This is a genomic window from Martinezella dioscoreae (assembly GCF_009176305.1).
GTDB classification, from domain to species: Bacteria; Pseudomonadota; Alphaproteobacteria; order Rhizobiales; family Rhizobiaceae; genus Rhizobium; species Rhizobium dioscoreae.
In genome coordinates this window covers 848226-872739 of sequence record NZ_BLAJ01000003.1, presented here as the reverse complement: position 1 = coordinate 872739, position 24514 = coordinate 848226, and the positions used below count along the sequence as shown (strand labels likewise).

The following is a 24514-nucleotide window of genomic DNA, read 5'->3' as shown; positions in this document are numbered from 1 at the left end:
CGCGTCGATCGCACCTCCGCCGGATAAAGAAAAAGCCCCACCGAAGCAGGGCTTTTGTCGTCATTTCGATGGTGCCGGTTTTCGTTTGAAGAGGCCCTTCAGATTGTCGAAGAGCTCCACCTTCACGCCATGGCGCTTCATGATGATCGACTGCTGGATGACCGAGAGCGTGTTGTTCCAGGCCCAGTAGATCACGAGTCCGGCCGGGAAGCTTGCCAGCATGAACATGAATACCAGCGGCATCCAGTTGAAGATCATCGCCTGGGTCGGATCGGGAGGCGTCGGATTCATGCGCATCTGCAGGAACATGGTGATGCCCATGATCAGCGGCCAGACGCCGAGATGCAGGAAGGTCGGAGCCGCGAACGGCAGCAGGCCGAACAGATTGACGATCGAGGTCGGGTCCGGAGCCGAAAGATCCTGGATCCAGCCGAAGAACGGCGCATGGCGCATTTCGATGGTGATGTAGATCACCTTGTAGAGCGAGAAGAAGATCGGGATCTGCAAGAGCACCGGCCAGCAACCCGCGATCGGATTGATCTTCTCTTCCTTGTAGAGCTGCATGGTCGCCTGCTGCAGGGCCATGCGGTCGTCGCCGAATTTGGCCTTCAGTTCCTCCATCTTCGGCTGCACGCGCTTCATGTTCGCCATGGAGGCATATTGCCGGCTGGCAAGCGGGAAGAAGAGCGCCTTGACGACGATGGTGGTGCAGAGGATGGCGACGCCGAAATTGCCGAAGTAGCGGAAGAAGAAATCCATCAGCTTGAACATCGGCTTGGTGATGAAATAGAACCAGCCCCAGTCGATCAGGCGGTCGAAGCGCGGGATCGAATAGCTGGTCTCATAGCGGTCGATGACAGGAACTTCCTTGGCGCCGGCGAAGACGAGGTTCTTCAGGTCGATCGACTGACCGGGGGCAACCGTGATCGCATCCTGCTTGTAGTCTGCCTGGTAACGCGGCGTGCCATCCGCGAAGTGCGAGAAGCGGGCATCATAAGCGGTCGACTGCGGCGGCACGATGGTTGCAGCCCAATACTTGTCTGTCATGCCGAGCCAGCCGCCGGTCGCCTTGGCAGGCGTTGTGGCTTCCTTTTCGGTAGACGCGTACTTGGTCTCGATCAGGCCGTCATCGCCGATAACGCCGATGAAGCCTTCATGCAGGACGTAGGCGGAAGGCGTCTCGGGCTTGTTGTAGCGGGTGACGCGGCCATAGCTCGACAGTGCAATCGGCGCCTGGCTGGCGTTGGCGATCTTGTCGGTGATCGTGAACATATAGCGATCGTCGACGGAGATCGTGCGGCTGAAGGTGATGCCCTTGTCATTGGTGTAGGACAGTGTCACCGGCGTCTTGTCGGTCAGCTTGTCGCCGCTCGTGAGCTTCCACAGGGTCGAAGGGCCTGGGACTGCGCCGGTCGCATCGCTGCCAACATAGCCGAGTTCGGTGAAATAGCCGTCCTTGGTGTCGGCCGGGCTGAACAGGGTGATGATCGGGCTGCTCTTGTCGACCGTCTCGTGATAGGCCTTCAGACGGAGATCGTCGAGGCGAGCGCCTTCCAGGTTGATGGAGCCGGCAAGGGCCGGCGTATCGATGACAACGCGCGCGGATGCGGTCTTTTCGACGGACTGGTCACGGGTGAGGACCGCCGAGGTCGTCTGGCCATTCGCCGGCAGCGAACCGTTGACCGCAGTGCCCGCGGGAGCTGGCTGCGTCGTCTGGGCCTGCTGCGCCTGCTGGTGCTGCTTGGCGGCTTGCTCGGCCTGACGCTGCGCTTCAAGGCGCGGGTTCATGTAGAAAAACTGCCAGCCGAGAACAATCAGCACAGACAGTGCAATTGCAATGAAGTAATTGCGGTTGTTTTCCATCATACTTTCCTGGAGCGGTCCTTTTCCGACCGCCGGTGTTTCGGCCTGGTTTCGATGCGGCTTACGAGTTCGCTCGCCAGTTTTTCGAAAGGCGCGGTCAGCACCTCGCGTCGCGCGACAACCACATAGTCGTGTCCGGGCTGCATTGCAAATCCGGCGTGAAGCCGCACGGCTTCTTTCAGCCTGCGCCGCATGCGGTTGCGCTCCACCGCGTTGCCATGTTTTTTGGTGACGGTAAAACCGACGCGGGGTTCGGCGTCGGCGGTCTTGCGATCCAGCATTTCGATGAGAAAGAAGCTGCCTCTGCGCTTCTCGCCTTCGCGGACTGCAAGAAACTGCGGCCGGCTTTTCAGCCGCCCGACAGTCTTTTTGGGTCGTTCATTCGTCAATTTGCCCGCCATCCTGGATTATCGGGCACTTCGGCCCTTAGGCCGAAAGACGCTTGCGGCCGCGGTTACGGCGAGCGGAAAGAACCGCACGGCCGCCCTTGGTGGCCATACGCGCACGGAAGCCGTGACGACGCTTGCGGACAAGCTTGGATGGTTGGTAGGTACGCTTCATTTATTTAAACACCGCGGAGTGCGGCCCTTCTTGAGCTTTGCTTTGAATAGCAAGGAGCGTTGTTGATTATGGCGAACGGACTTGGCCCGCAAAAGCAGGCTCCATGACCGGACGTGCGCGGGCTTATACGGATCAAGGCCCCGGAAGTCAATTATAGGAGCGCAGATTCCTCGAAATCAGGCAAATTCGCGCCAATCGGCCGCGGCAACGTGCTTGGGCGGCAATGCTCGCCGGAATGTGTGCGCAACTTTAAATATAGATTGAGGATATTCTAAAATATATGGAAAGTATAGTTAGGAATGCCGTACGTTTAGATTTAAAATACTTCAATATAACGTTAATGATTTTAGCCGATATCTAGCTCTATGTCGTAAAACCCATCGATTTATGGGGGATGGGATCTGCGCCGGAGGGGTATTGTGAAAATTCGCGGCAAAATAAATCTGCTTGTATCTGTCATGGCCGGGGCGGCGCTTCTGATTGGCGCCACTGCCCTCTATGCATTGCATCAATATGACCAGAAATTACAGAGCTATGAGCAGACGGCGAGCCGCGCTTACATGGGCGAGCGCCTGAATCGCTACGTGACCGCAGTGGTCATGGAGGCGCGCGGCATCTATGCCGCTGCCGCGGCAAAGGATTCCAAACCCTTTGCCGATGGGCTGATGGCCGATCTCGACGAAATCGACAAGGTGCTGACGAGCTGGGCGCCTCTGGTGCCGGAGACGCAGAAGCCCGAATTCACCAAGCTGCAGGCCCGCGCCCAGGAGTTCCGCGTCTTTCGCACGGAAACGGCCAGGCTCGGCGTGACCGATGGCCCGGACGCCGCCGGCAAGCAGGGCAACAACGAGGCGAACCGCGCCAACCGCAAGGCTTTCCAGGCCGAGATCGATGCGATCGTCCAGACCGACAAGGCGGAGCTGGCGAAAGCCGAAGCCGAGATTGCAGCTTTTCATAGCAACGTCTTGTGGGTCGTCCTCGGCATCATGATCGCCGGTATCGTGGCGGGCGTCGGCCTCGGAGCCTATATCGGAACCGTCCACCTGAGCCGCCCGATCCGCAAGGTGACGGATGCGATAAAGAATGTCGCCAACGGCCAGTTCGATATCGAGGTGCCGTTTGCCGGCCGCCGGGACGAAATCGGCGAGATGGCCGCGGCCGTCGACGTCTTCAAGGAAAACGGCAATGCCGTGCGCCGCATGAATGCCGAAGAAACAGCCATGCGCGCCAAGAGCGACGAGCTTCAATCGAGCATGTCTCTCGCAGTTTCTGCCGCGGCAGCCGGCGATTTCAGCCAGCGCATCGAGAAGGACTACGGTGACGTCAATCTCAACCGCTTCGCGCGCAACGTCAACGAGCTCCTGATCAGCGTCGACACGGGAATCGGCGAGGTCCGCCGCGTCATTGCAAGCCTGGCTGACGGAGATCTGACCCAGGCGATGAAGGGCGAATTCCAGGGCGCCTTTGCCGAGCTGCAGCAGAACGTCAATACGACGCTTGCGACGCTGAAGAGCACCATGAGCGAGGTACGCGCGACCACTGGTTCGATCAACTCCAACACCAACGAGCTCCGCCACGCCAGCGACGACCTCTCCAAGCGCACCGAACAGCAGGCGGCCGCCCTGGAGGAGACCTCGGCGGCGCTCGATCAGATCACCTCCGTCGTGCAGAATTCCACGGAGCGGGCGCGCGAAGCCAGTGTCATGGTGAGCGAGGCCAAGGACGATGCGGCCCGTTCCGGCACGGTCGTTCGCAATGCCATCGACGCCATGGGACGCATCGAGCAGGCATCGGGCGAGATCAGCCAGATCATCGGCGTGATCGACGATATCGCCTTCCAGACCAATCTTCTGGCATTGAATGCGGGCGTCGAGGCCGCACGTGCCGGCGAAGCAGGCAAGGGCTTCGCGGTAGTTGCCCAGGAAGTACGCGAGCTTGCGCAGCGCTCCGCAACAGCTGCCAAGGATATCAAGGCCTTGATCGGTAAGTCCGGTGGCGAGGTGCAGATCGGCGTCAAGCTTGTGCAGGCGACCGGCGAGGCGCTGTCGTCCATCGAAGCGCGTGTCCTCAAGATCAACGACCACATACACTCGATCGCAACGGCGGCGCGCGAGCAGGCTACTGGCCTGTCCGAGGTCAACAACGCCGTCAACCAGATGGACGAAGTCACACAGCGCAACGCCGCCATGGTCGAGGAGACTTCCGCCGCGACCCATCGATTGGCAGCCGAGGCGGATGGGCTTGTCCACCTCGTTTCGCGCTTCAAGGTCGACGCAGCCAATGTTTCCGCTCCCGTTCCAGCGCGCCCCGAGACGCATCGCCCGGCCGCCTCACCGGCACGCCGCATGATCGACAGAGTCGCGACTGCATTTGGCGGAGGAGCGCTTGCTCCGGCTGCCGCTGCGCAGGGCTGGGAAGAGTTCTGATCCTGCCGATCTGATCTCACCGATATGAGGCTGGCTGCGGCGCTTGGGCGTCGTTGCCGGCCTTGGTCTTGCGTCAAAATCCGGAGCCGATTGGAAAAAAGCCGACAATCGCCTATTATCTAGTTTCGATCAGGTCGCATCAGATCGCTTTGCGGCGAAGCGGGACAATTGAAATGGACAGTGGGCAGGATAAGGGTGCCGTAAAGGACGGCAAGGTTGAAAAACGCCGCCTGTCCCAGCTTTGCCGTCCCACAGGCATTTTCGGCGGCCTCTCCGGCAAGCTTCTCATTCTCACCGTCGTTTTCATTTCGTTGGCGGAAGTGCTGATCTTCGTGCCGTCGGTCGCCAACATGCGGCTGCGATGGCTGGAGGATCGGCTGAACACCGCCGCCGCCGCCGCCATCGTCATCGACGGCCTGCAGCCGGCCGAGTTGCCGCGTGCTCTGCAAAAGGAGACGCTGATGGCGACTGGCACGCGGGCCATCGTCCTGCGCAAGGACGGCACGTCGCGCCTGCTGGCGACGGCCGAGATGCCAGCCTCTGTCGATGAGAAATACGATCTCAGCGACGTGTCGCAGCTCACCGCCATCAAGGATGCGCTCGATACGCTGCTGTTCGGCGGCAATCGCATCATCCGCGTGTTCGGCCCCGTCGGCGGCGATGCCAACACCGGTATCGAGGTTGTGCTGAAGGATACACGTCTCCGCAATGCGATGCTTGCCTATTCGACCAGCGTCTTCTTCGTGTCCATCCTCATCTCGCTGTTCACCGCAACACTGATCTTCTTTGCGATCAACCGCATGATGATTCGTCCCATCCGCCGGCTGACGGACAGCATGCAGGCCTATTCCGATGATCCGGAGGATCCCGGCCGCGTTCTCGTTCCCGACAAGGGCGGCGATGAGCTTGCTGTTGCCGGACGCCATTTGGCCTCGATGCAATCGCAGCTGCAGAAGACGCTGAAGCAACAGAAAAATCTTGCCGCCCTCGGCCTTGCCGTGTCGAAGATCAACCATGACATGCGCAATATTCTCTCGGCCGCGCAGCTGATGTCGGACCGCCTGGTCGATGTCGATGACCCGATGGTCAAGCGCTTCGCCCCGAAGCTGCTGCGCACCATCGATCGTGCCGTCGGCTATACGACCGAAGTTCTTTCCTTTGGCCAGACCTCCGAATCGGCGCCGCGCCGGCGCAAGATTCGCATATTCGAGCTTGTCGAGGAGGTCCGCGATATTCTGGCGATCGATCCGGATAGCGGCATCGAGTTCATCGAACAGCTCAGCCCCGACCTGGAGGTCGATGCCGACAGCGAGCAGCTGTTCCGCGTCATTCATAATCTTTGCCGCAACGCCCATCAGGCGCTGATCGCTTTCGGCGAGGCGGAGCCCGACAGCGTCAGGCGGATCACGGTTTCGGCGCATCGAATCGGCAGTGTCGTCAGCATTACCGTCGACGATACGGGGCCGGGCATGCCGCAAAAGGCGCGAGAGAACCTGTTCACGGCTTTCCGTGGTTCAGCCCGCTCGGGCGGCACCGGCCTTGGCCTGGCAATCGCCCGTGAACTCGTCCTTGCCCATGGCGGCACCATTGCGCTCGTCGAAAAACCGGCGGCCGGCACGCAGTTTCGCATCGAAATTCCCGACCGCCCGGTATCCCTCGATGACTATCGCAGCAGAAGCCTCCAAGAAAACTGATTGTTTTCAGCTGCTTGGCGTCAATATGCACGAAAATCGCGATCTTTTTCAGAAATCCACTTGCATTCCCTCAAGGGAGGCTTTAGAGAACCGCCCACGCCAACGGTTTCTTCCGTTTCGGCCACGCACCCGTAGCTCAGCTGGATAGAGCACCAGACTACGAATCTGGGGGTCAGGAGTTCGAATCTCTTCGGGTGCGCCATTTTCTCCGCCTTCATGCCAATAGAAAATAAGTTAGGCTTTCATGCCTTAGCCTGGTCACATAAAGCCTGGATTCCGCGGCAGATATTGAGTCCAGTCGCCATAGCCGGGTGATGCCATCAATAGCATCGGAAAGGTGATCCGCATGCCTTGATTGACCGCAAGGCTCAAGGCGCTGTCGCATGTGCCCGGCAGGAATGCTGATATCTTCTCGGCAGAGCCATCTGCCGCCAGCTTCAATGCGGCCACAAAGGCATCATGAAGAAAATCGGGCCGCGTGACCGCGAGGGGGCCGATGTGTCCGCTGGGGCTGATATAGCCATAGCCGACAATATCATCGCCAGCACAGAGCAAAAAGCCCGTGGTCGATGGGTCGTCGAGCAGATAGCGATGATGCTTCTCCCGCGAGACGCCTATGGCATGGGAATCGATCTTGGCCAGATTTTCTATCGCCGCCGCGCTGATATCGAGTGCGATGGCGCGCAATGACGGTTCCGGCAATGTTTGCTTCAGCCGTTCGCGCTCGACGCTGAAAAGGTAAATGGGCATCTTGGGAAAGAGGCCATGCCGCATGTAAAGGCCCTGCGAGACACGATTGAACGTGAACGTAATGAGTGCCTTGTGAACCGCTCCTGATTTGCGGGCATGCTCCACGGTTCTCTCCAAGAGCTCATTCCCGATGCCCTGGCCCTGCCGGGCGGGATCGACGAACAGCTGGGCGAGGAACCAGACATTGCCGCAAACCCAGCTCCAGGCGAAGCCGAGAATTTTTCCGCCATCGTCGGCAACCCATAGTCCATCCGGATCATCCTTGAGCGAAAACAGCTGAAAGTGGGGAGGGCTCGCCGTCGCCATGGGGCCGAAACCATGGCGAACGGTAAGATCGTTGATACTGGCAACCACCAGAGCATCGGTTGCGGCAAAGTCGTCCGCACGGGCAGGTCTGTAAACAAGCGGCATTGGATAACCCCGCAAATGTTCCCGCGAAGGAGCGTCAGAACGCGTCGTACCGACCGCTTAAGACCGCCGTCTCAGTTGTCTCGGCTGCACTTTCGGCACCCCTTCGTCCCAACAAGAGAAACCGGAGGCTTAATACTTCTCTCTCCGGGTACATTCTTTGATCACAAGGCCGTGATTATAACACACGTGTTCCCAATTTCATCCTGCACGGCGCGCTGTTTGCGCACTCATCTAGACAGGGAACATGGCCCTCTCGCGTTACGAATCTGCGCCTTTTCGGGGGCTGGGCTGGCTTAAGCCGGGCTTATTCCTAGGTGACTGCAATTGCTTCGCACGCCGCTCACCCCTGCCGCTTCGTTTCCTGCCCATGATCCGTCTTCAGCGGCAATTCCGGCAAGAACAGCAGCACGATCAGCGCCAGCGCCACGATGGCTGTTCCCGTTGCGAAGGTCATGGCGATCGCGTGACGATAGAGTGCTATCGCGGCGGCATGAGCCTCGGGAGAGGCCGTAGCGAGCTGTTTCATGCCAGCCTCGGTCAAGGACGATACATGCATCCCATCCAGCGCGCCGCTGGCATTCTGAACGCGATAGGCAAGAATGGCGCCGGAGCCGGTAACGCCGATAAGGCCGCCGAGCGAGCGGAAGAAGGCGAGCGTCGCCGTTCCCACGCCGCGATGGGCTAGGGGCAGGGCATTCTGCACCGCGATCGTCATTGTGGGCATGACGAGGCCAAGACCGAGGCCGAGTGCAAAGACCGTCGGCTCGATGATCCAGAAGCCCTGACTGGTGGCGGCCGCCCAGGCGAGTACGGCGAAGGCAGCGGTTGCGAGGCTGAGACCGCAGAGCTGCGCCGGCTTGTAGCGCCCGAAGCGATGCAGCAGCACCCGACCGTTGACCATGGAGGAGATGACGACGCCGATCATCAGCGGGCCGGTAAGCAGGCCGGAATGCGATGGGCTGACCCCCATGACCATCTGAAAGAACAGCGGAAAGAAGAGGCTTGCGCCCAGCATTCCCATGAAGGTCAGGGCGAGCACGGTGCAGGCGACGACGAAGAGCCGGTTGCGGAAGAGATCGGGCGGCAGCACCGGCTCTGGTTCGCGCCGGATGTGCAGGATAAAAAAGACGAAGAGAACGAGTGCAAGGGCGGAAAGCCCGAAAATCTCAGGCGAATTCCAGGCCCATTCGTTACCGCCGAGGGCCAGAACCAGCAGGAAGCTGGTCGTGCAGCTGGTCAGCAGCGCCGCGCCGAGATAGTCGATGCGGCGGCTGCGCGCCTGATGTGGCCGCTTCAGCGCCCGGCCGATCATAACGAGCGCGACGGCGCCGATCGGCAGGTTGACGTAGAAGATCCAGTGCCATGACAGGAGATCGGTGATGACGCCACCGGCGATCGGGCCGATGACGCTGCAGATGGCGAAGACGGCTGCGATCGAACCTTGATTGCGGCCGCGTCTGGCTGGCGGCACGATATCGCCGATGATGATCTGGGCCAGCGGCAGCAATCCCCCGGCGCCGATACCCTGGATCGCCCGGAAGATGATGAGCTGCGGCAGCGTCTGCGCCATGCCGCTCAGCACCGAGCCGAGAAGGAAGATGAGGATCGCCGCATAGATCATCGGCTTGCGGCCATATTGGTCGCTGAGCTTGCCATAGAGCGGCATGGTGCTGGTTGAGGCGAGCACATAGGCGCTGACCACCCAGGAGAGGTGCGTCAGCCCGCCGAGATCGCTGACGATACGCGGCAGCGCCGTCGCGACGATGCTCTGGTCTATGGCGCCGAGGCCGAGAACGATCATCAGTCCGAGGATGACGGCGCGGATCTCGCGACGATCGGGCGGGTCGCCTGCCGCCGGAGCGGATGGTGGGACAACATTCGGGCGAGCGGTATTCATTGTCCGATCTCCATGAGCGGTTCGATTGCGGCACGAATGGCGTCACGCTGCTGCGGCGACAGTTTGGCGAGTTCGGAGGCGAGCCAGTCGGTTCTCCGCCGTTTCAGGCTGCGGATGATGTCCTCACCTTTCTCCGTCGCCACCAGACCATTGCGGCGCCGGTCGCTCGGGTCCGGTTCCGAACGGGCGATGAGGCCATCCCGCTCCATGGCTTTCACATGCCCTGAAATCGTCGGTCCGCGCAGCTTCTCCATCCGCGCCAATTCGGCAACGCCGATGCCCGGCTGGCGCATGATGGCGACGAGCAACAAGGCATGCAGCGGCGACAGTCCGGCCTCGTCGCTCTCGCGCCGCAATTGTCGATGCAGGCGATGGAGGGCGGGACGCAGCACCTCGGCCAGCGCGTAGGCTTCCTCGATTCCGTGATGACGGTCGGCTTTGCTCATCGATAGACTCGTTCACATCTAGATAGATAGGCTTCCTATCTATATACCTATCGTGCGGCATGTACTTGCGCAAGCAATAATATTGTGAAAGATTTTCAATCATTGCGCGTTGTTCATCAGTATTACGACTCGATAGGAGGAGAAGAGCTGTGAAACGATTCCTGACAACCGTAACCGTGACTGCCCTGAGCGCCCTGCTTGCGGTAACGTCTTTCGACCCCGCGGCCGCTGCACCGATTCAGCCGCTGATCCAGCCGGCAATCCAGCAAACCGACAATCAGCCCGCTGGCCTGACCGAAGTTCAATATCGCCACCACAACAGGCACTATCGCGGGCGTCACCGTCCGCATTATCGTCCTCACCACCGTCCGCATCATCGCCCGGGTTATTGGCATGGCCATCGCGGCTATCGCTATCACCGTCCGGGCTATCGGCGTCATGATGGCTGGTGGTATCCCATGGCCGCCTTCACCGCCGGCGCGATCATTGGCGGAGCCGTTTCGCAGCCGCCGCGCGGCAGTGCGCATGTCCGCTGGTGTGCAAGCCGCTACAAGACCTATCGTGCGTCGGACAATACCTATCAGCCCAGCAAGGGGCCGCGCCGCCAGTGCGTCAGCCCGTAATACGAAATAGATCGAAATCCCTCTCCGTTTCGCGGAGGGGGATTTTTTTCAGACCGTCGCGGGAAGGCGTGTCTTCAACCGGTCAACTGTTCGGAGATGTCCCACAACCGACGCCAGACCGCCTGATCACGGGCATGAGCGGCAATCTTGGCACGCACCGGCGGGCCCTTGAGCTCATAGAAACCGTTCGGGCCATACATGGCGCCGCCCTCCGCCGCAGGCGAGGTGGCTGCAAAGAGGGTCGGGAGGGCGCCGGCTGCTGCCGTATGCGATAGAAACGGGCCTAGCAATTTTGTCGCGATTTCGAGGCTGCCGGCCCGATCACGGCCCATGCGCGGACCCGTGGTCTGCAGGCCGGTCGCGGCATAGCCGGGATGAGCGGCAACGCTTTTCAGCTTCCAGCCTTCGGCGCGGGCGATGCGATCGAGTTCCAGACTGAACAGCAGCGTTGCCAGCTTCGATTGGCAATAGGCGGGCCAGGGACGATAGCGCTTGCGCCACTGCAGATCGTCGAAATTGATCCTGCCGTTGCGATGCGCCAGGCTGCTCACCGTGACCACTCGCGGATTTTCCGCCGCAGAAACCTTTGGCAACAGCCGCATCGTCCAGGCGAAATGGCCTATATAATTGGCGCCCATCTGCATTTCGAAACCATCTTCGGTCTCATGCCGGTCCGGGATGGCCATGACACCGGCATTGTTGATGAGCAGATCGATATGCGGCAGTCTATCGCCGATGCGGGTTGCCGTGCGCGCGACGGAATCGAGGCTGGCAAGATCGAGCGCTTCGAATGTCACGTCTGCGCCCGGTGTCGCCGCACGGATCCTGGCGAGTGCCTCATTGGCCCTGGCCTCGTTTCGTGAGGCGATGATGACCTTTGCGCCGGCGCCTGCCAGAGCCTTTGCTGCCTCGTAGCCGATGCCGCTGTTGGCGCCGGTAATGACTGCGATGCGGCCCGTCTGCGGCGGAATATCTTTTATTGTCCAGTCTGGCATTGCGGAGCTCCTGTGAAGAGATTTTGGCATTGCCCATTGTATCTGGTAATTTCTACACTAAATGCAAGTTTGCAATAAATGAAAATATGTAAGTGCAAAATATGCGATGATGCTTGCATATCAATGACTTTCGACGGTCTAATGGCGTGGCATGCCTTCGAATTGCCACGCTGTTCGGCCCTCATAAAATTATGTGACCGAAGATTGGATTTGCGGAATGACGACAAAGACCTCATGCGCTGATTTTGTGCAGTTCTTCCGCTCCTGGGTCAGCGATCCCCTGCGTGTTGCGGCTGTGGCGCCCTCCGGTGAGAGGCTGGCAAGGCTGATGACCCAGGAGATCGAGCCGTTCGATGGTCCGATCCTCGAACTCGGTCCGGGCACCGGCGTATTCACGCGGGCGCTGCTGGCGCGTGGCATTCCCGAAAGTGCGCTGACACTCGTCGAATTCGGCGAGGAGTTCGCTGTCCGCCTGCGGGAGCGTTTTCCGGCGGCGCGGGTGGTGCATATGGATGCGGCGCAGCTCAGCCGATGCGGACTTTTCGATGACGCGCCTTTCGGCGCCGTCATCAGCGGCCTGCCGCTGCTGTCCATGCCGCCCTCCAAGGTCGTGGCCATTGTCGGTGGTGCCTTTGAAACGATGAAGCCGGGAGGAGCTTTCTATCAGTTCACCTACGGCCCGCGCTGTCCGGTGCAGAAACCGATCCTTGAAAGCCTGGGGCTTACGGCAAAGCGCATCGGCGGTACGGTGCGCAACATTCCGCCGGCCGGCGTTTACAGGATATCGCGGCAAAATCCTCTGGAGCTCTCGATTGCTGGCTCCAAATATCGTAGCACCGGAGAGAATGCCGGAATCAGCGCTTAGGCGCCGGAAGCCGGCAAGGCCGATTTGGGGCGGCCCGAAGTGAGTTCCGGGGGTAGCGGATGGCGAAAAAGCCGGATGTCGATAGCGCGGTGAAGGAAGGCCGGCGCGAACGCAAGCGTCGTCAAACCCGCGAGCGCATCGAATCCGCCGCCTTGCGGCTGTTCCTCGATCGTGGCTTCGAGGCCACCACCATCGAGGACATCACGGAAGCTGCCGATGTTTCCAAGCGCAGCTTCTTCGATTATTTCCCCAGCAAAGAAGATGTAGTCACCGCCTGGCAGGATGGTTTTGCCCGCGAGCTGATCGGCGCGGTCGCGGCCCAGCCCGAAGATGCTTCGATCGTCGACGTCATCGAGAGGGCTGTCAATTCTGCCCTTCGTGCTGCCATCGCCGATCCGCAGAGCCTTGCTCTGGCTGCCCTGATTCACAATACGCCGACGCTTCAAGCACGCGACCAACTCAAATATGCCAAGCTGGAGAAGAAGCTTGCGGATGCACTGTTTGCCCGTGGCAGCGGCAGCGAGGAGGAGCGTCTTCGTCTTGGCATGCTTGCGGCCGCGGTCGTGACGATGCTGCGCATCGGCAGCGAGCGCTGGATGCAATCTCCGCAGGATGTTTCCGTAGAGCAGTTCGCTCGTAACCTCTTCGATGAGCTTTGGGCCACGCTTGCCGATCTCGGCAAACAGGTGCAACGGCGTACATGATGGCACCTGGCTAGACTAAGGGAAACCGTCCTGATCGGTCGCGACGCATCGCGTATCGATACATTGCATATGCCGCGATGCAGACCCATCTAGTATCGGATCGCGACTGTATCTCTCCCTCGCGAAACCCTCGATTTGCCCCTCGAATCTCGGCTCCCCTCGGATGCCGGAAACGCCAGCTACATTTCAGATCAGCAAAAGGGACTATAACCATGTCAGAATTCGACGCAGCCAAGTCCGGTCAGTTCAAGATCGGCGGTGACCTTCCCGTTCATCGTCTCGGTTTCGGCGCCATGCGCATTACCGGCGCCGGTATCTGGGGTGAGCCAGAGGATCATGACGAAGCCGTCCTTACGCTGAGGCGCCTGCCGGAACTCGGCATCAATTTCATCGATACGGCCGATTCCTATGGTCCGGATGTTTCCGAACGTCTGATCAAGGAGGCTCTCCATCCCTACGGTCATGGCCTCGTGGTCGCGACCAAAGGCGGTTTGACCCGAACCGGCCCGAATGTCTGGGTGCCTGTGGGTCGCCCTGAATATCTGATCCAGCAGGCGCACAAGAGCCTGCGCAACCTTGGCGTCGATCGCATCGATCTCTGGCAACTGCATCGCATCGATTCCAAGGTGCCGGCGGCGGAGCAATTCGATGCCGTAAAATCGCTGCTAAGTGACGGCATCATCCGTCATGCGGGCTTGAGCGAAGTGACCGTTGCCGACATTGAAGCCGCATCGAAGCATTTCAAGGTCGTCACGGTGCAGAACCGCTACAACCTGGTTGATCGCACCAGCGAAGACGTGCTCGACTATTGCGAAAAGCACGGCATCGGCTTCATCCCGTGGTTCCCGCTGGCCGCCGGCGATCTTGCCAAGGAAGGTTCGCTGCTCGATACCATCGCGAAGAAGCACAATGCCGCTCCGAGCCAGATCGCTCTTGCATGGGTGCTGAAGCGCAGCCCAGTGATGCTGCCGATCCCCGGAACCGGCAAGGTCAAGCATCTTGAGGAAAATACCGCAGCGGTCGATATCGTTCTGTCCGACGAGGAGTTTGCTGCGCTCGATGCCGAGGGCAAGAAAGCCTTCAAGGCCGCATAAGCCGAAATTCGTTCGTCCGGTCGGCGGTTGCTGACCGGACAAGCGTCGGCGAGGGTGCTTTCCCATGCAGAAACGCCGATCACAATCATGTGAATCTCAGGATTTAGGTCGATAACGACTGCAAAATAGGCGTTGGAACCTCGGAAATGCCGGTGCTATGCGATATTTTTGGCATCTGCGGAGAAAGCAATGCGCTCATTGCATTGCTGCAATGCGAAAGATGATCTGTTCATGCTGTCGCGAGCATTATATCTACTCCCTCGAAGGCAGCGCACTCCTCCTCCCAGCGCTCCTTCAATGATTGGCAACACTCCTCCTCCTCCCAGTTGCCAATCCGGATCAAGAGCCCGATGCATCCTCCTCCCGCATCGGGCTCTTTTTTTATTTCCAGTCGGATCATCAGTTAGCGGTGTTGGATGATTGCGTTGCGCCTTTGCAATGCTGTCGCGAATTAGCATTGCGTCATGAGCCAAAGAACCGCTGGAGTCGCTTGCGCCGTGGACATGCATGCGTAGAGTGGCGCGACGTTATGGCGGTAAGGAAGGGTTGCATGATGCAGCGCATGGCGGGTTCGGACCGATGGGGAAAGCTGTTTTTCCGAACTGTAGCTGTCGTTGCCACATTGTCGCTGGCCGGATGCGGCCGTCCCATCGGGGTTATGCAGCCCATCAGTGAAAACGTGCCTGGCACATCCAAGGTCGATCTCCTCGTCGCGACGACACGCCTGCCGGACAAGGACCCGGCCATTCTGTTTTCCGGCGAGCGCGGGCCGGGGCTCAAGGTGGATGCCGTCAGTGTTTCCATTCCGCCGGAGGCCAATCGCAAGGTCGGTCAGGTGCAGTGGCCGAGCCGTCTGCCAGGCGATCCGTTGAAGAATTTCGTCACGACGGCCGTCAAGCCTTTGGCGACGGAGGCGGACGGGCGAGCCTGGGTGCATGCGGAACTGCCGAAAAACAAGCGTGTGCTGATTTTCGTGCATGGCTTCAACAACCGCTACGAGGATGCCGTCTACCGCTTCGCGCAGATCGTTCACGATTCGCACGCCGACGTCGCGCCGATCGTGTTCACCTGGCCGTCGCGCGCCAGCATTTTCGACTACGCTTATGACAAGGAGAGCACCAACTATTCCCGCGACTCGCTTGAGGAATTGTTGCGTCGCGTTGCGGCCGATCCGGCCGTCGGCGATATCACCGTCATGGCGCATTCGATGGGCAGCTGGCTCGCGGTCGAATCGCTGCGGCAGATGGCGATCCGCAATGGCCGCGTCGCGCCGAAGATCAAGAACGTCATCCTCGCTTCGCCCGACCTCGACGTCGATGTCTTCGGGCGGCAGTTCGCCGCACTCGGCAAGGACAAACCGCATTTCACGCTATTCGTCTCGCGGGATGACCGCGCGCTTTCGCTGTCGCGGCGGATCTCCGGCAATATCGATCGCCTCGGCCAGATCGATCCGACGGCTGAACCCTATCGCAGCGAACTGGAAAAACAGGGGATCACGGTGCTCGATCTCACCAAGCTCAAGACCGGCGATGGCCTCAATCACGGCAAGTTCGCCGAAAGCCCGGAAGTGGTGAAGCTGATCGGCGCGCGGCTGATTGCTGGCCAGACGATCACCGATTCCGATGTCGGCATCGGCGATGCCGTCGGCGCGGTCGCCATGGGTGCTGCCCAGACGGTCGGCAGTGTCGCGGGTGCTGCCGTCAGCGCGCCGATTGCCATTTTCGATCCTCGGACCCGGGCGAATTACGGCGAGCAATGGCGTCGCGTCGGCGCATCGGCGAACAATACCGTCGGCTCGCTCGGCGATAGCGTCGAGGCGACCGGCAACAATGTCGGCGACGCATTGAAGCAATAGCGCTCTCGCGGCATCTCCCTCAGCGGAGGCGTTTCAGCGCCGCCACAAAATGCCATAGCCACGCCGCTCGATCTGATATATCAGAGAACTGTGCATGGCGCTCGGTTTACTCGCCAGAATGCCCGCGTTGGCGGTGACATGACGCAACACGTCCGATGGGAGCCTGTGAAATGAGATGGAAGCGCACGATCCAGCTGCTGGATGTCCACTGCGAAGGTGAAATCGGCAAGGTTGCCATCGGCGGCGTCCCGAAAATCCCCGGTAACAGCATTGCCGAGCAGCTGCATTGGCTGAACACGGATCCGAAGGGTCAGGAACTGCGGCGCTTCCTTGTGCTGGAGCCGCGCGGTGCGCCGATCGGCTCCGTCAACCTGCTGTTGCCGGCTAAGCATCCTGAAGCCGATGCCGGTTTCATCATCCTGCAGCCGGATCAGGCACATGCAAGCTCCGGCTCGAACTCCATCTGCGTGACCACCGCTTTGCTCGAATCCGGCATTGTCGAGATGAAGGAGCCTGAAACCGTCGTCACGCTCGATACGGCCGCCGGTCTCGTGCGCGCGACTGCGACCTGCCGCGACGGCCGCTGCGAAAAGGTGCGTCTGACTATGGTGCCGTCCTTTGTGCATGAGCTGGATGTCGAGCTTGAGACGCCGCAATGGGGCAGGATCAAGCTCGATCTCTGCTATGGCGGGATTTTCTATGCGCTTGTTGATGTCGGCCAGATCGGATTGAAGATCGAAAAGGCCAATGCAGCCGCCCTCGTGCAGGCCGGCATGATCCTCAAGGAAGCGATCAACCGGGCGATGACCGTGGTCCACCCGGAAATTCCCGCAATTTCCGGCGTCGCCTATGTCATGTTCCGCGATATCGACGCCGATGGCGCGATCCGCACCTGCACGACCATGTGGCCCGGCCGCGCCGACCGTTCGCCCTGCGGCACCGGCAATTCCGCCAATCTGGCGACGCTGCATGCCCGCGGCAAGGCCAAGGTCGGCGATGTCTTTAAATCCCGCTCGATCATCGGTTCGGAGTTCGAGGTAGGCCTGCTGGCGGAGACCGAAGTTGCCGGCAAGCCGGCCGTCATCCCGACCATCACCGGCCGCGGCTTCACCTTTGGCTTGAGCCAGGTGGCGCTCGATCCCTTCGACCCGATGGCGGAAGGTTTTGCCATGACGGATGTCTGGGGGCCTTCAGCTGGAGATATTTGAGGGTAGGCGGATGATTAGCTTCTGCCATCTATGAGAGTTTCGCCCCTCACCCTAACCCTCTCCCCGCAGGCGGGGAGAGGGGACTAGTCCTGTATCCTCGTCTGAGTAAAGTATGGGAAGGAAGGCTGCGGTTGCGCCCATCTCCTTCTCCCCGCATGCGGGGAGAGGTGGCCGAAGGCCGGATGAGCGGCGGGCCTGCTATTTTGCTGGATAAATCACACCCTTGCGCAGAATGATATTCCCATAGAGCCGGGGCTCGCTGGTCTGGATCAGCGCATGTGCCTGCTTCACCCGCTCGTAGAATTCCGCCGGCAGTAACGGCACGACATTCATATCTGGCACATGACGGGCACAGCACTCGATCATCTCCGCATGAACGGGGTCGACGGCATCGCGGTCCTGCTTGACGGTTGCCCGGAAAATCGCCTGCGGCACGAAATCGTCGATCGGCAGCACGCTTAGCACTGCATCGAGCACGGGAATGACGCCATGGCCGTCGAGGCGGATGAGGCGGCGTCCATGTTCGAGACCGGGATAATTGCCGTCGACAAGGGCGATCTCGTCGCCGTGGCCCATGGCGCGTAGCGTCGCCAGAAGTTCCGGGCTCAACAGCGGGTCAATGCCCTTCAGCATGCTCAATCTCCTTGAAAAGAACGTTTTGGTCGATGAGGTAGCGCGCGAAGATCGGCAAGCTGGCGCCGCCGATGGCGCGGGCCTGCGGCCCCACGGCGCCCTCGATGATCTCGGGCATGACGACACCTTGAAGATCCAGCTCCGCCGCTGCCTTGATGGTTGCGCGCACCACGCGTTCCCGCACCCAGCCGGGGAAGCCGCCATCGATGACGGCAGCGCTGAAATCAAGAACGGAGGCAGAGGCGACGATCGCCTGTGCCAGTGCCTTGGCCGTATCCTGGATCCAGATCTCCAGCGGCTCGCCGAAATCGATCCAATTATCCGCCGAATACCAGAGAGGGCGTGGATCGAAACCGTGATCCCGCAATAGGTTTTCCAGCACGAAGATCGAGGCGATTTCCAGAAGCTGCCGGTTCTCGCCGTTGCGGCCGCGCACGGGCAGAGGGCCGAGCGCGCCGGCCGTCCCGGTCCGGCCAACAAAGACGGATGAATTGAGGACGATGCCGCCGCCGATGAAGGAACCGATGAAGAAATAGACGAAATCAGGATAATGCGGGCCGACGCCGAAGACCAGCTCGGCACCGCAGGCGCTGGTGGCGTCGTTCTGCAGGAAGACAGGGTAAGCGACGCGCGAAGCGATTTCGGTTCTCAGATCGAAGCCGCGCCAGGCATCCATCGCACCGGGCGGGGCACCTACCTGCTCGGCCCAATTCCAGAGCTCGAAAGGTGCCGCGACGCCCATTCCGGCAATCTTGCGGCGCTGGTCATCATGGAGGCGTCCCTCCAATTCCCTGATGCCGGCCGTGACGAAGGCGATGATGTCTTGCGGCAGCGGATATGGGTAGGTCTGATGCAGCTGCATCCTGATACCGCCGACAAAATCCATCAGCACAAGGTCGGCGCTGCGCCGGCCGATCTTGACGCCGAAGGAGAGCACCGCATCCGGGTTGAGCCGCATGGGAATGGATGGCTGGCCGACACGGCCGCGCACCGGAGCATCGCGGGATAGCAGCCCGTCCTTCTCCAGCGCGCGCATGATGACGGAGACTGTCTGCGCCGAAAGCCCGCTGCGCCGCGCGATATCGGCCTTCGACAGCGCGCCGTGACGGCGAACGAGCGAAAGCACGAGCCGCTCGTTATGGGCGCGCACGCCAAGCTGGTTCGCGCCCCCGGAGGGGTCGAGAATCGCCGGTGTTGTGGGTGTGTCCTCCGGGTCCTGCACGAGAGACATGGGCCTGCTCCTTCCATCATGGCCATGCCTGATTTTTTTCAAGAATGCCACATCGAATTAATAATTCAATCCGATTTATTTATTGACAGCTGGAAATCTTTAGGTTCAGATATGGGGGTAGGAGATGCGCATATGGCCGTGGAGGAGGTCCACTGGAAATAATCCGACAGGCATGGCGCGTCTTCAAGCCGGGTTGAGGCCCGGGGCTGCCGGAAGGTCCGGCTTTTAAACATCGGGAGGATTGAATGAAGAAATCTGTTATTTCCGCCGCCGTCGCCGCCCTGGCGCTCGGCGTTGCATTTGCCGCTCCGGCCAAGGCGGCCGGCGTATCCGCCTGCCTCATCACCAAGACAGATACCAATCCCTTCTTCGTGAAGATGAAAGAGGGCGCGACCGCCAAGGCCAAGGAACTCGGCGTGACGCTGAAGTCCTATGCCGGCAAGATCGATGGCGACAGCGAAAGCCAGGTTGCTGCGATCGAGAGCTGCATCGCAGATGGCGCGAAGGGCATCCTGATCACCGCCTCCGACACCAAGGGAATCGTTCCCTCGGTCAAGAAGGCACGCGATGCCGGCCTGCTGGTCATCGCGCTCGACACGCCGCTTGAGCCGGCCGATGCGGCCGACGCCACCTTTGCCACGGACAATCTGCTCGCCGGCAAACTCGTTGGCCAGTGGGCCAAGGAAACGCTGGGCGACAAGGCCAAAGACGCCAAGATCGGCTTCCTCGATCTGACGCCGTCGCAGCCGTCGGTCGACGTTCTGCGCGACCAGGGCTTCATGATCGGCTTCGGCATCGACCCGAAGGATCCGAACAAGATCGGTGACGAAACCGATGCGCGCATCGTCGGCCATGACGTCACCAACGGTAACGAAGAGGGCGGCCGCAAGGCCATGGAAAACCTTTTGCAGAAGGATTCCAGCATCAACGTCATCCACACGATCAACGAGCCGGCTGCAACCGGCGCCTATCAGGCCCTGAAGGCCGTCGGCCTCGAAAAGCAGGTGCTGATCGTGTCGATCGACGGCGGCTGCCCCGGCGTCAAGTCGGTCAAGGATGGCGTGATCGGCGCAACCGCCCAACAGTATCCGCTGATGATGGCGGCCCTCGGCGTCGAGGCGATCAAGAAGTTCGCCGACTCGGGTGAGAAGCCGAAGCCGACCGAAGGCAAGACCTTCTTCGACACCGGTGTTTCCCTGGTGACGGACAAGCCGGTCTCCGGTCTGAAGTCCATCGACACCAAGGAAGGTCTCAACAAGTGCTGGGGCTAAGCCCCTCACGAATGTGATATAGTCCCTTCGGAGCCGCGTCATGCGCCTCATGGCGCGGCTCTTTGACAGGGAGAAGACAATCGCAACAGTCACGTCGGTCGGGCTCAGATCCTGGCTGGCCCCCAACAGCCGGCGGTTTCCGCGCATGTGCGCGGTGGCGGAGGAATAATTATGTCCGGAGCACAGGAATTCGAACGTGTTCTCGACGGCAGCGACAAGAACGTCGCTTCGTTCGAGCACAACGATGTCTCTCTTTTGAAGCGCGTGCAGCACTTTCTGCATTCGACGCCGGCGGCGGTGCCGCTAATCGTCCTGGTGCTGGCGATCGTGATCTTTGGTATCGCGATTGGCGGGAGGTTCTTTTCCGCCTATACGCTGACGCTCATCCTGCAGCAGATCGCCATCGTCGGCATTCTCGGCGCGGCCCAGACGCTGGTCATCCTGACCGCCGGCATCGATCTCTCGATCGGCGTCATCATGGTCATCTCCTCGGTCGTCATGGGCAATGTCGCCGTGACATACGGCTTGCCGACACCTGTAGCAATCGTCGCCGGCCTGGCCGTGGGCGGCATCTGCGGGCTGCTCAACGGCTTCCTTGTCGCCAATATGAAGCTGCCGCCGTTTATCGTGACGCTCGGCACGTGGAATATCGTCATGGCGACGAACTTCATCTATTCGGCCAATGAAACCATCCGCGACACCGATGTCGATGAAAAGGCGCCGCTGCTGCATCTTTTCGCCGCGAGCTTCCGCGTCGGCGGTGCCGTGCTCACCCTCGGCGTTATCGCCATGGTGCTCCTTGTCATCGGCCTTTGGTATGTCCTCAATCACACCGCCTGGGGCAGGCATGTCTATGCCGTCGGCGACGATCCGGAAGCGGCGAAACTCGCCGGTATCCAGACCAAGAAAGTGCTTCTTGCCGTCTATGGCGTCTCGGGATTGATCGCAGCGCTTGCCGCCTGGGTCTCCATCGGCCGCAATGGCTCGGTCTCTCCGTCTTCTGCGGTGACCGATTTCAATCTTCAGGCAATTACTGCAACCGTGATCGGCGGCATCTCGCTCTTCGGCGGACGCGGCTCGATCCTCGGCACGCTCTTCGGCGCCATGATCGTCGGTGTCGTTTCCATGGGCCTCAACATGCTCGGCGCCGATCCGCAGTGGAAGGTGCTCCTGACGGGCGTGCTCATCATCGGCGCCGTCGCGATCGATCAATGGATCAGAAAGGTATCGGCATGACCACGACCGTCGAACCCATCCTCACTGCCCGCGGTCTCGTGAAGCGCTATGGCCGCGTGACCGCCCTCGACAATGCCGATTTCGACCTCTATCCCGGCGAGATCCTTGCCGTGATCGGCGATAACGGCGCTGGCAAGTCCTCGCTGATCAAGGCGATCTCCGGCGCAGTCACCCCCGACGAGGGCGAGATCAAGCTGGAAGGCAAGCCCGTTCACTTCCGCTCGCCCATGGAGGCGCGGGAGGCCGGCATCGAAACGGTCTACCAGAACCTGGCTCTGTCGCCGGCGCTCTCGATCGCCGACAACATGTTCCTCGGCCGCGAAGTGCGCAGGCCGGGCATTCTCGGCTCCGTGTTCCGGATGCTCGACCGCCCGGCGATGGAAAAGCGCGCCCGCGACAAGCTCTCTGAGCTCGGCCTGATGACGATCCAGAACATCAACCAGGCGGTGGAAACGCTATCCGGCGGCCAGCGCCAGGGTGTCGCCGTGGCGCGTGCCGCCGCCTTCGGCTCCAAGGTCGTCATCATGGACGAACCGACGGCCGCCCTTGGCGTCAAGGAAAGCCGCAAGGTTCTCGAACTCATCCTCGACGTACGCGCCCGCGGCTTGCCGATCGTCCTGATCTCGCACAATATGCCGCATGTCTTCGAGGTTGCGGATCGTATTCACATCCATCGCCTGGGACGACGCCTGACCGTCATCAATCCCAAGGATTATTCCATGTCCGATGCTGTTGCTTTCATGACCGGCGCCAAGGCTCCGCCGGTCGAGAATGTTGCTGCATGAGCGTCTCTCTTGACGATGTTGCCGGCGAGATCATCGCGCGCGCCGGCAACGCGAAACGTTTCCTGGTTGCGATCGCCGGTCCTCCCGGTGCCGGCAAGTCCACCCTGGCCGACAATGTCGTAAAGGCCTTGAAGGCGAGGGGCGAGAGCGCCGAAGTCCTGCCGATGGACGGCTTTCATATGGACAATGCCGTCCTGATCGAGAAGGGACTTTTGAAGCGGAAGGGCGTGCCTGACAGTTTCGATGTGCGCGCCTTCCTCGATATCGTCAAGGCCGTGCGTGCCGCCGATCAGGAGGTCCTCGTGCCGGTCTTCGACCGTTCGCGGGAGATTGCGATCGCCTCTGCCCGCATCGTCTCGGCCGATCATCGCTTCATCGTCATCGAGGGGAATTATCTGCTGTTCAGCCAGGGAAAATGGGCTGAGCTGGAAGGCATGTTCGATTATTCGATCATGCTCGCCCCGCCGATGGAAGTGCTGGAAGAGCGGCTATGGGCACGCTGGCGAGGCTACAAGCTCGATGAGGAGGCTGCTCATGCCAAGGTCTATGGCAACGACCTGCCGAATGGCCGGCTGATTCTCGAAAACCGCCGCCCGGCCGACGTCACCATCGACATCGTGCAGGATTGACCATCTATTATTTAAGCGCCGTCGCGGATTGTTTTGCGGGGGCGTATGGTGCTATCGAAGCGCGATATCAAAGAGCACGATCCCGAAGAAGCCGAGACGGTTTCCTGACGAGATTGCGCTCACATTTCCAGAGGTCGCGCCCATGCAAAAGCTCACCATCCGCCGTCCTGACGACTGGCATCTGCATTTGCGTGACGGAGCCATGCTGGAGGGTGTGATTGCTGATACCTCCAGACATTTCGCCCGCGCCATCATCATGCCCAATCTCGTGCCGCCGGTCGTGACCACGGCGGATGCGACGGCCTATCGCGAGCGCATCCTAAAGGCATTGCCTGCGGGCGATCGGTTCGAACCGCTTATGACACTTTATCTTACCGAGCAGACCAGCCCGGACGATGTCGAAGAGGGCAAGAAGAGCGGCCTTATCACCGCCGTCAAACTCTATCCGGCCGGCGCGACGACCAACTCGCATGGCGGCGTGCGCGATCTGAATAAGGCAATGCCGGTGCTGGAGCGCATGGCAAAGGTCGGTCTGCCGCTCTGCGTTCATGGAGAGGTCACGACGCCCGAAGTGGATATTTTCGATCGCGAGGCCGTGTTCATCGAAACCGTGCTCGATCCCTTGCGCCAGCGCTTGCCGGAACTGAAGGTCACGATGGAGCATGTGACCACGTCAGATGGCATCAGCTACATCAAATCGGCAAAGGCCAACCTCGCCGGCTCGATCACGACGCATCACCTGATCATCAACCGCAACGCCATCCTCGTCGGCGGCATCCGTCCGCATTATTATTGCCTGCCGGTCGCCAAGCGCGAAAGCCATCGTCTGGCGCTGCGTGCGGCCGCAACCAGCGGCGATACCAGGTTCTTCCTCGGCACGGATTCGGCTCCGCATGTCGATCCGCTGAAGGAATGCGCCTGTGGCTGCGCCGGCATTTATACATCGATCAACACCATGAGCTGTCTTGCCCATGTCTTCGAGCAGGAAGGCGCGCTGGACAGGCTCGAAGCCTTTGCTTCGCTGAACGGCCCAGCCTGGTACGGCCTGCCGGTCAACGAGGACAGTATTACCCTCGTGCGCCGGCCCGAGGCTGTAACCTTCCCGGCAAAGATCGAAACTGGCGCCGGTCCGGTCACCGTCTTCGACCCGATGTTCCCTTTGCACTGGGACGTCGAGATTTAATTTCAGACTAATCTACATAAGTAAATATAAATATATATGACGTATTGCGACACTCCATTGGTGTATGCCGGGATTTGAAACGTATATTTTGTTGAAATACATTTTCTTTATTATTTGCCGTAACTAATTTGATACCCCTGACGGCCTAGCGTGG

22 protein-coding genes and 1 tRNA gene are annotated in these 24514 nt (G+C 60.3%); 14 read left to right on the top strand and 9 right to left on the bottom strand.

Going from position 1 to position 24514, the window contains the following annotated elements; all coding sequences use genetic code 11:
• Nucleotides 1–60 precede the first annotated feature (60 nt).
• The 3 genes from yidC to rpmH are packed head-to-tail and all read right to left on the bottom strand — an operon-like array spanning nucleotide 61 to nucleotide 2424.
• Nucleotides 61–1863, bottom strand: a complete 1803-nt coding sequence (gene yidC, locus GDN47_RS16095) for a membrane protein insertase YidC (protein ID WP_152093752.1) — start codon at nucleotides 1861–1863, stop codon at nucleotides 61–63.
• On the bottom strand, nucleotides 1863–2264 hold the full coding sequence (gene rnpA / locus GDN47_RS16090) for a ribonuclease P protein component (protein WP_015338668.1): 402 nt from the start codon (nucleotides 2262–2264) through the stop codon (nucleotides 1863–1865). Before rnpA ends, yidC begins: the two co-directional genes overlap by 1 nt.
• 25 nt (nucleotides 2265–2289) lie before the next feature.
• A complete protein-coding gene (rpmH, locus tag GDN47_RS16085; protein WP_041677194.1) occupies nucleotides 2290–2424 on the bottom strand; it encodes a 50S ribosomal protein L34 in 135 nt (44 codons plus the stop codon).
• Nucleotides 2425–2843: 419 nt separating this feature from the next.
• Here rpmH and GDN47_RS16080 point away from each other — a divergent pair, with 419 nt between their 5' ends.
• From GDN47_RS16080 to GDN47_RS16070, 3 genes are all read left to right on the top strand, one after another.
• Nucleotides 2844–4850 carry a HAMP domain-containing methyl-accepting chemotaxis protein gene (locus GDN47_RS16080; protein WP_113330023.1) on the top strand — a complete coding sequence of 669 codons (2007 nt, stop codon included), beginning with the start codon at nucleotides 2844–2846 and terminating at the stop codon, nucleotides 4848–4850.
• A 173-nt stretch (nucleotides 4851–5023) separates the two neighbouring features.
• Nucleotides 5024–6544, top strand: coding sequence for a sensor histidine kinase (locus tag GDN47_RS16075; protein WP_113351516.1), 1521 nt, complete (start codon nucleotides 5024–5026; stop codon nucleotides 6542–6544).
• 125 nt (nucleotides 6545–6669) lie between these two features.
• Nucleotides 6670–6746: transfer RNA gene (locus tag GDN47_RS16070), tRNA-Arg, on the top strand.
• Between the two features lie 56 nt (nucleotides 6747–6802).
• Here GDN47_RS16070 and GDN47_RS16065 read toward each other — a convergent pair.
• The 3 genes from GDN47_RS16065 to GDN47_RS16055 all read right to left on the bottom strand — a co-directional run bounded on the left by GDN47_RS16065 (nucleotide 6803) and on the right by GDN47_RS16055 (nucleotide 10048).
• The gene (locus tag GDN47_RS16065) at nucleotides 6803–7705 is read right to left on the bottom strand and encodes a GNAT family N-acetyltransferase (protein ID WP_152093751.1); all 903 of its coding nucleotides are present in this window, start codon (nucleotides 7703–7705) and stop codon (nucleotides 6803–6805) included.
• Between the two features lie 340 nt (nucleotides 7706–8045).
• Nucleotides 8046–9602, bottom strand: coding sequence for an MDR family MFS transporter (locus GDN47_RS16060; RefSeq protein WP_152093750.1), 1557 nt, complete (start codon nucleotides 9600–9602; stop codon nucleotides 8046–8048).
• On the bottom strand, nucleotides 9599–10048 hold the full coding sequence (locus GDN47_RS16055) for a MarR family winged helix-turn-helix transcriptional regulator (protein ID WP_113330027.1): 450 nt from the start codon (nucleotides 10046–10048) through the stop codon (nucleotides 9599–9601). Before GDN47_RS16055 ends, GDN47_RS16060 begins: the two co-directional genes overlap by 4 nt.
• A 149-nt stretch (nucleotides 10049–10197) precedes the next feature.
• On the opposite strand from GDN47_RS16055, the gene GDN47_RS16050 reads away from it, so the two are divergent.
• Nucleotides 10198–10671, top strand: coding sequence for a BA14K family protein (locus tag GDN47_RS16050; RefSeq protein WP_113330028.1), 474 nt, complete (start codon nucleotides 10198–10200; stop codon nucleotides 10669–10671).
• Between the two features lie 74 nt (nucleotides 10672–10745).
• Here GDN47_RS16050 and GDN47_RS16045 read toward each other — a convergent pair whose 3' ends face one another.
• Complete coding sequence (locus GDN47_RS16045) at nucleotides 10746–11666, bottom strand: oxidoreductase (RefSeq protein WP_152093749.1); 921 nt, start codon at nucleotides 11664–11666, stop codon at nucleotides 10746–10748.
• Between the two features lie 217 nt (nucleotides 11667–11883).
• Between GDN47_RS16045 and GDN47_RS16040 the strand changes: the two genes are divergently transcribed.
• From GDN47_RS16040 to GDN47_RS16020, 5 genes are all read left to right on the top strand, one after another.
• On the top strand, nucleotides 11884–12531 hold the full coding sequence (locus GDN47_RS16040) for a class I SAM-dependent methyltransferase (protein WP_152093748.1): 648 nt from the start codon (nucleotides 11884–11886) through the stop codon (nucleotides 12529–12531).
• 59 nt (nucleotides 12532–12590) lie between these two features.
• The gene (locus GDN47_RS16035) at nucleotides 12591–13235 is read left to right on the top strand and encodes a TetR family transcriptional regulator (RefSeq protein ID WP_152093747.1); all 645 of its coding nucleotides are present in this window, start codon (nucleotides 12591–12593) and stop codon (nucleotides 13233–13235) included.
• Between the two features lie 212 nt (nucleotides 13236–13447).
• Nucleotides 13448–14329 carry an aldo/keto reductase gene (locus GDN47_RS16030; protein ID WP_152093746.1) on the top strand — a complete coding sequence of 294 codons (882 nt, stop codon included), beginning with the start codon at nucleotides 13448–13450 and terminating at the stop codon, nucleotides 14327–14329.
• 562 nt (nucleotides 14330–14891) lie between these two features.
• Nucleotides 14892–16184, top strand: coding sequence for an alpha/beta hydrolase (locus GDN47_RS16025; protein WP_371865516.1), 1293 nt, complete (start codon nucleotides 14892–14894; stop codon nucleotides 16182–16184).
• Nucleotides 16185–16354: 170 nt separating this feature from the next.
• Nucleotides 16355–17392 carry a 4-hydroxyproline epimerase gene (locus GDN47_RS16020; protein ID WP_145322336.1) on the top strand — a complete coding sequence of 346 codons (1038 nt, stop codon included), beginning with the start codon at nucleotides 16355–16357 and terminating at the stop codon, nucleotides 17390–17392.
• 198 nt (nucleotides 17393–17590) lie between these two features.
• Here GDN47_RS16020 and GDN47_RS16015 read toward each other — a convergent pair whose 3' ends face one another.
• Both GDN47_RS16015 and GDN47_RS16010 read right to left on the bottom strand, forming a co-directional pair.
• A complete protein-coding gene (locus tag GDN47_RS16015) occupies nucleotides 17591–18025 on the bottom strand; it encodes an RbsD/FucU family protein (RefSeq protein ID WP_113331990.1) in 435 nt (144 codons plus the stop codon).
• A complete protein-coding gene (locus GDN47_RS16010; protein ID WP_113390025.1) occupies nucleotides 18009–19256 on the bottom strand; it encodes an ROK family transcriptional regulator in 1248 nt (415 codons plus the stop codon). Before GDN47_RS16010 ends, GDN47_RS16015 begins: the two co-directional genes overlap by 17 nt.
• 245 nt (nucleotides 19257–19501) lie before the next feature.
• On the opposite strand from GDN47_RS16010, the gene GDN47_RS16005 reads away from it, so the two are divergent.
• The 5 genes from GDN47_RS16005 to pyrC all read left to right on the top strand — a co-directional run bounded on the left by GDN47_RS16005 (nucleotide 19502) and on the right by pyrC (nucleotide 24360).
• Nucleotides 19502–20527: a sugar ABC transporter substrate-binding protein gene (locus GDN47_RS16005; protein ID WP_113331992.1), complete on the top strand. Its 1026-nt coding sequence runs from the start codon at nucleotides 19502–19504 to the stop codon at nucleotides 20525–20527.
• Between the two features lie 171 nt (nucleotides 20528–20698).
• Nucleotides 20699–21763, top strand: coding sequence for an ABC transporter permease (locus GDN47_RS16000; RefSeq protein ID WP_113351281.1), 1065 nt, complete (start codon nucleotides 20699–20701; stop codon nucleotides 21761–21763).
• A complete protein-coding gene (locus GDN47_RS15995) occupies nucleotides 21739–22548 on the top strand; it encodes an ATP-binding cassette domain-containing protein (RefSeq protein WP_173002500.1) in 810 nt (269 codons plus the stop codon). The genes GDN47_RS16000 and GDN47_RS15995 overlap by 25 nt, the downstream gene beginning before the upstream one ends.
• On the top strand, nucleotides 22545–23177 hold the full coding sequence (locus GDN47_RS15990) for a nucleoside triphosphate hydrolase (RefSeq protein WP_152093745.1): 633 nt from the start codon (nucleotides 22545–22547) through the stop codon (nucleotides 23175–23177). Before GDN47_RS15995 ends, GDN47_RS15990 begins: the two co-directional genes overlap by 4 nt.
• Nucleotides 23178–23319: 142 nt before the next feature.
• Nucleotides 23320–24360, top strand: a complete 1041-nt coding sequence (pyrC, locus tag GDN47_RS15985; protein WP_152093744.1) for a dihydroorotase — start codon at nucleotides 23320–23322, stop codon at nucleotides 24358–24360.
• The last annotated feature ends 154 nt before the right edge of the window (nucleotides 24361–24514 follow it).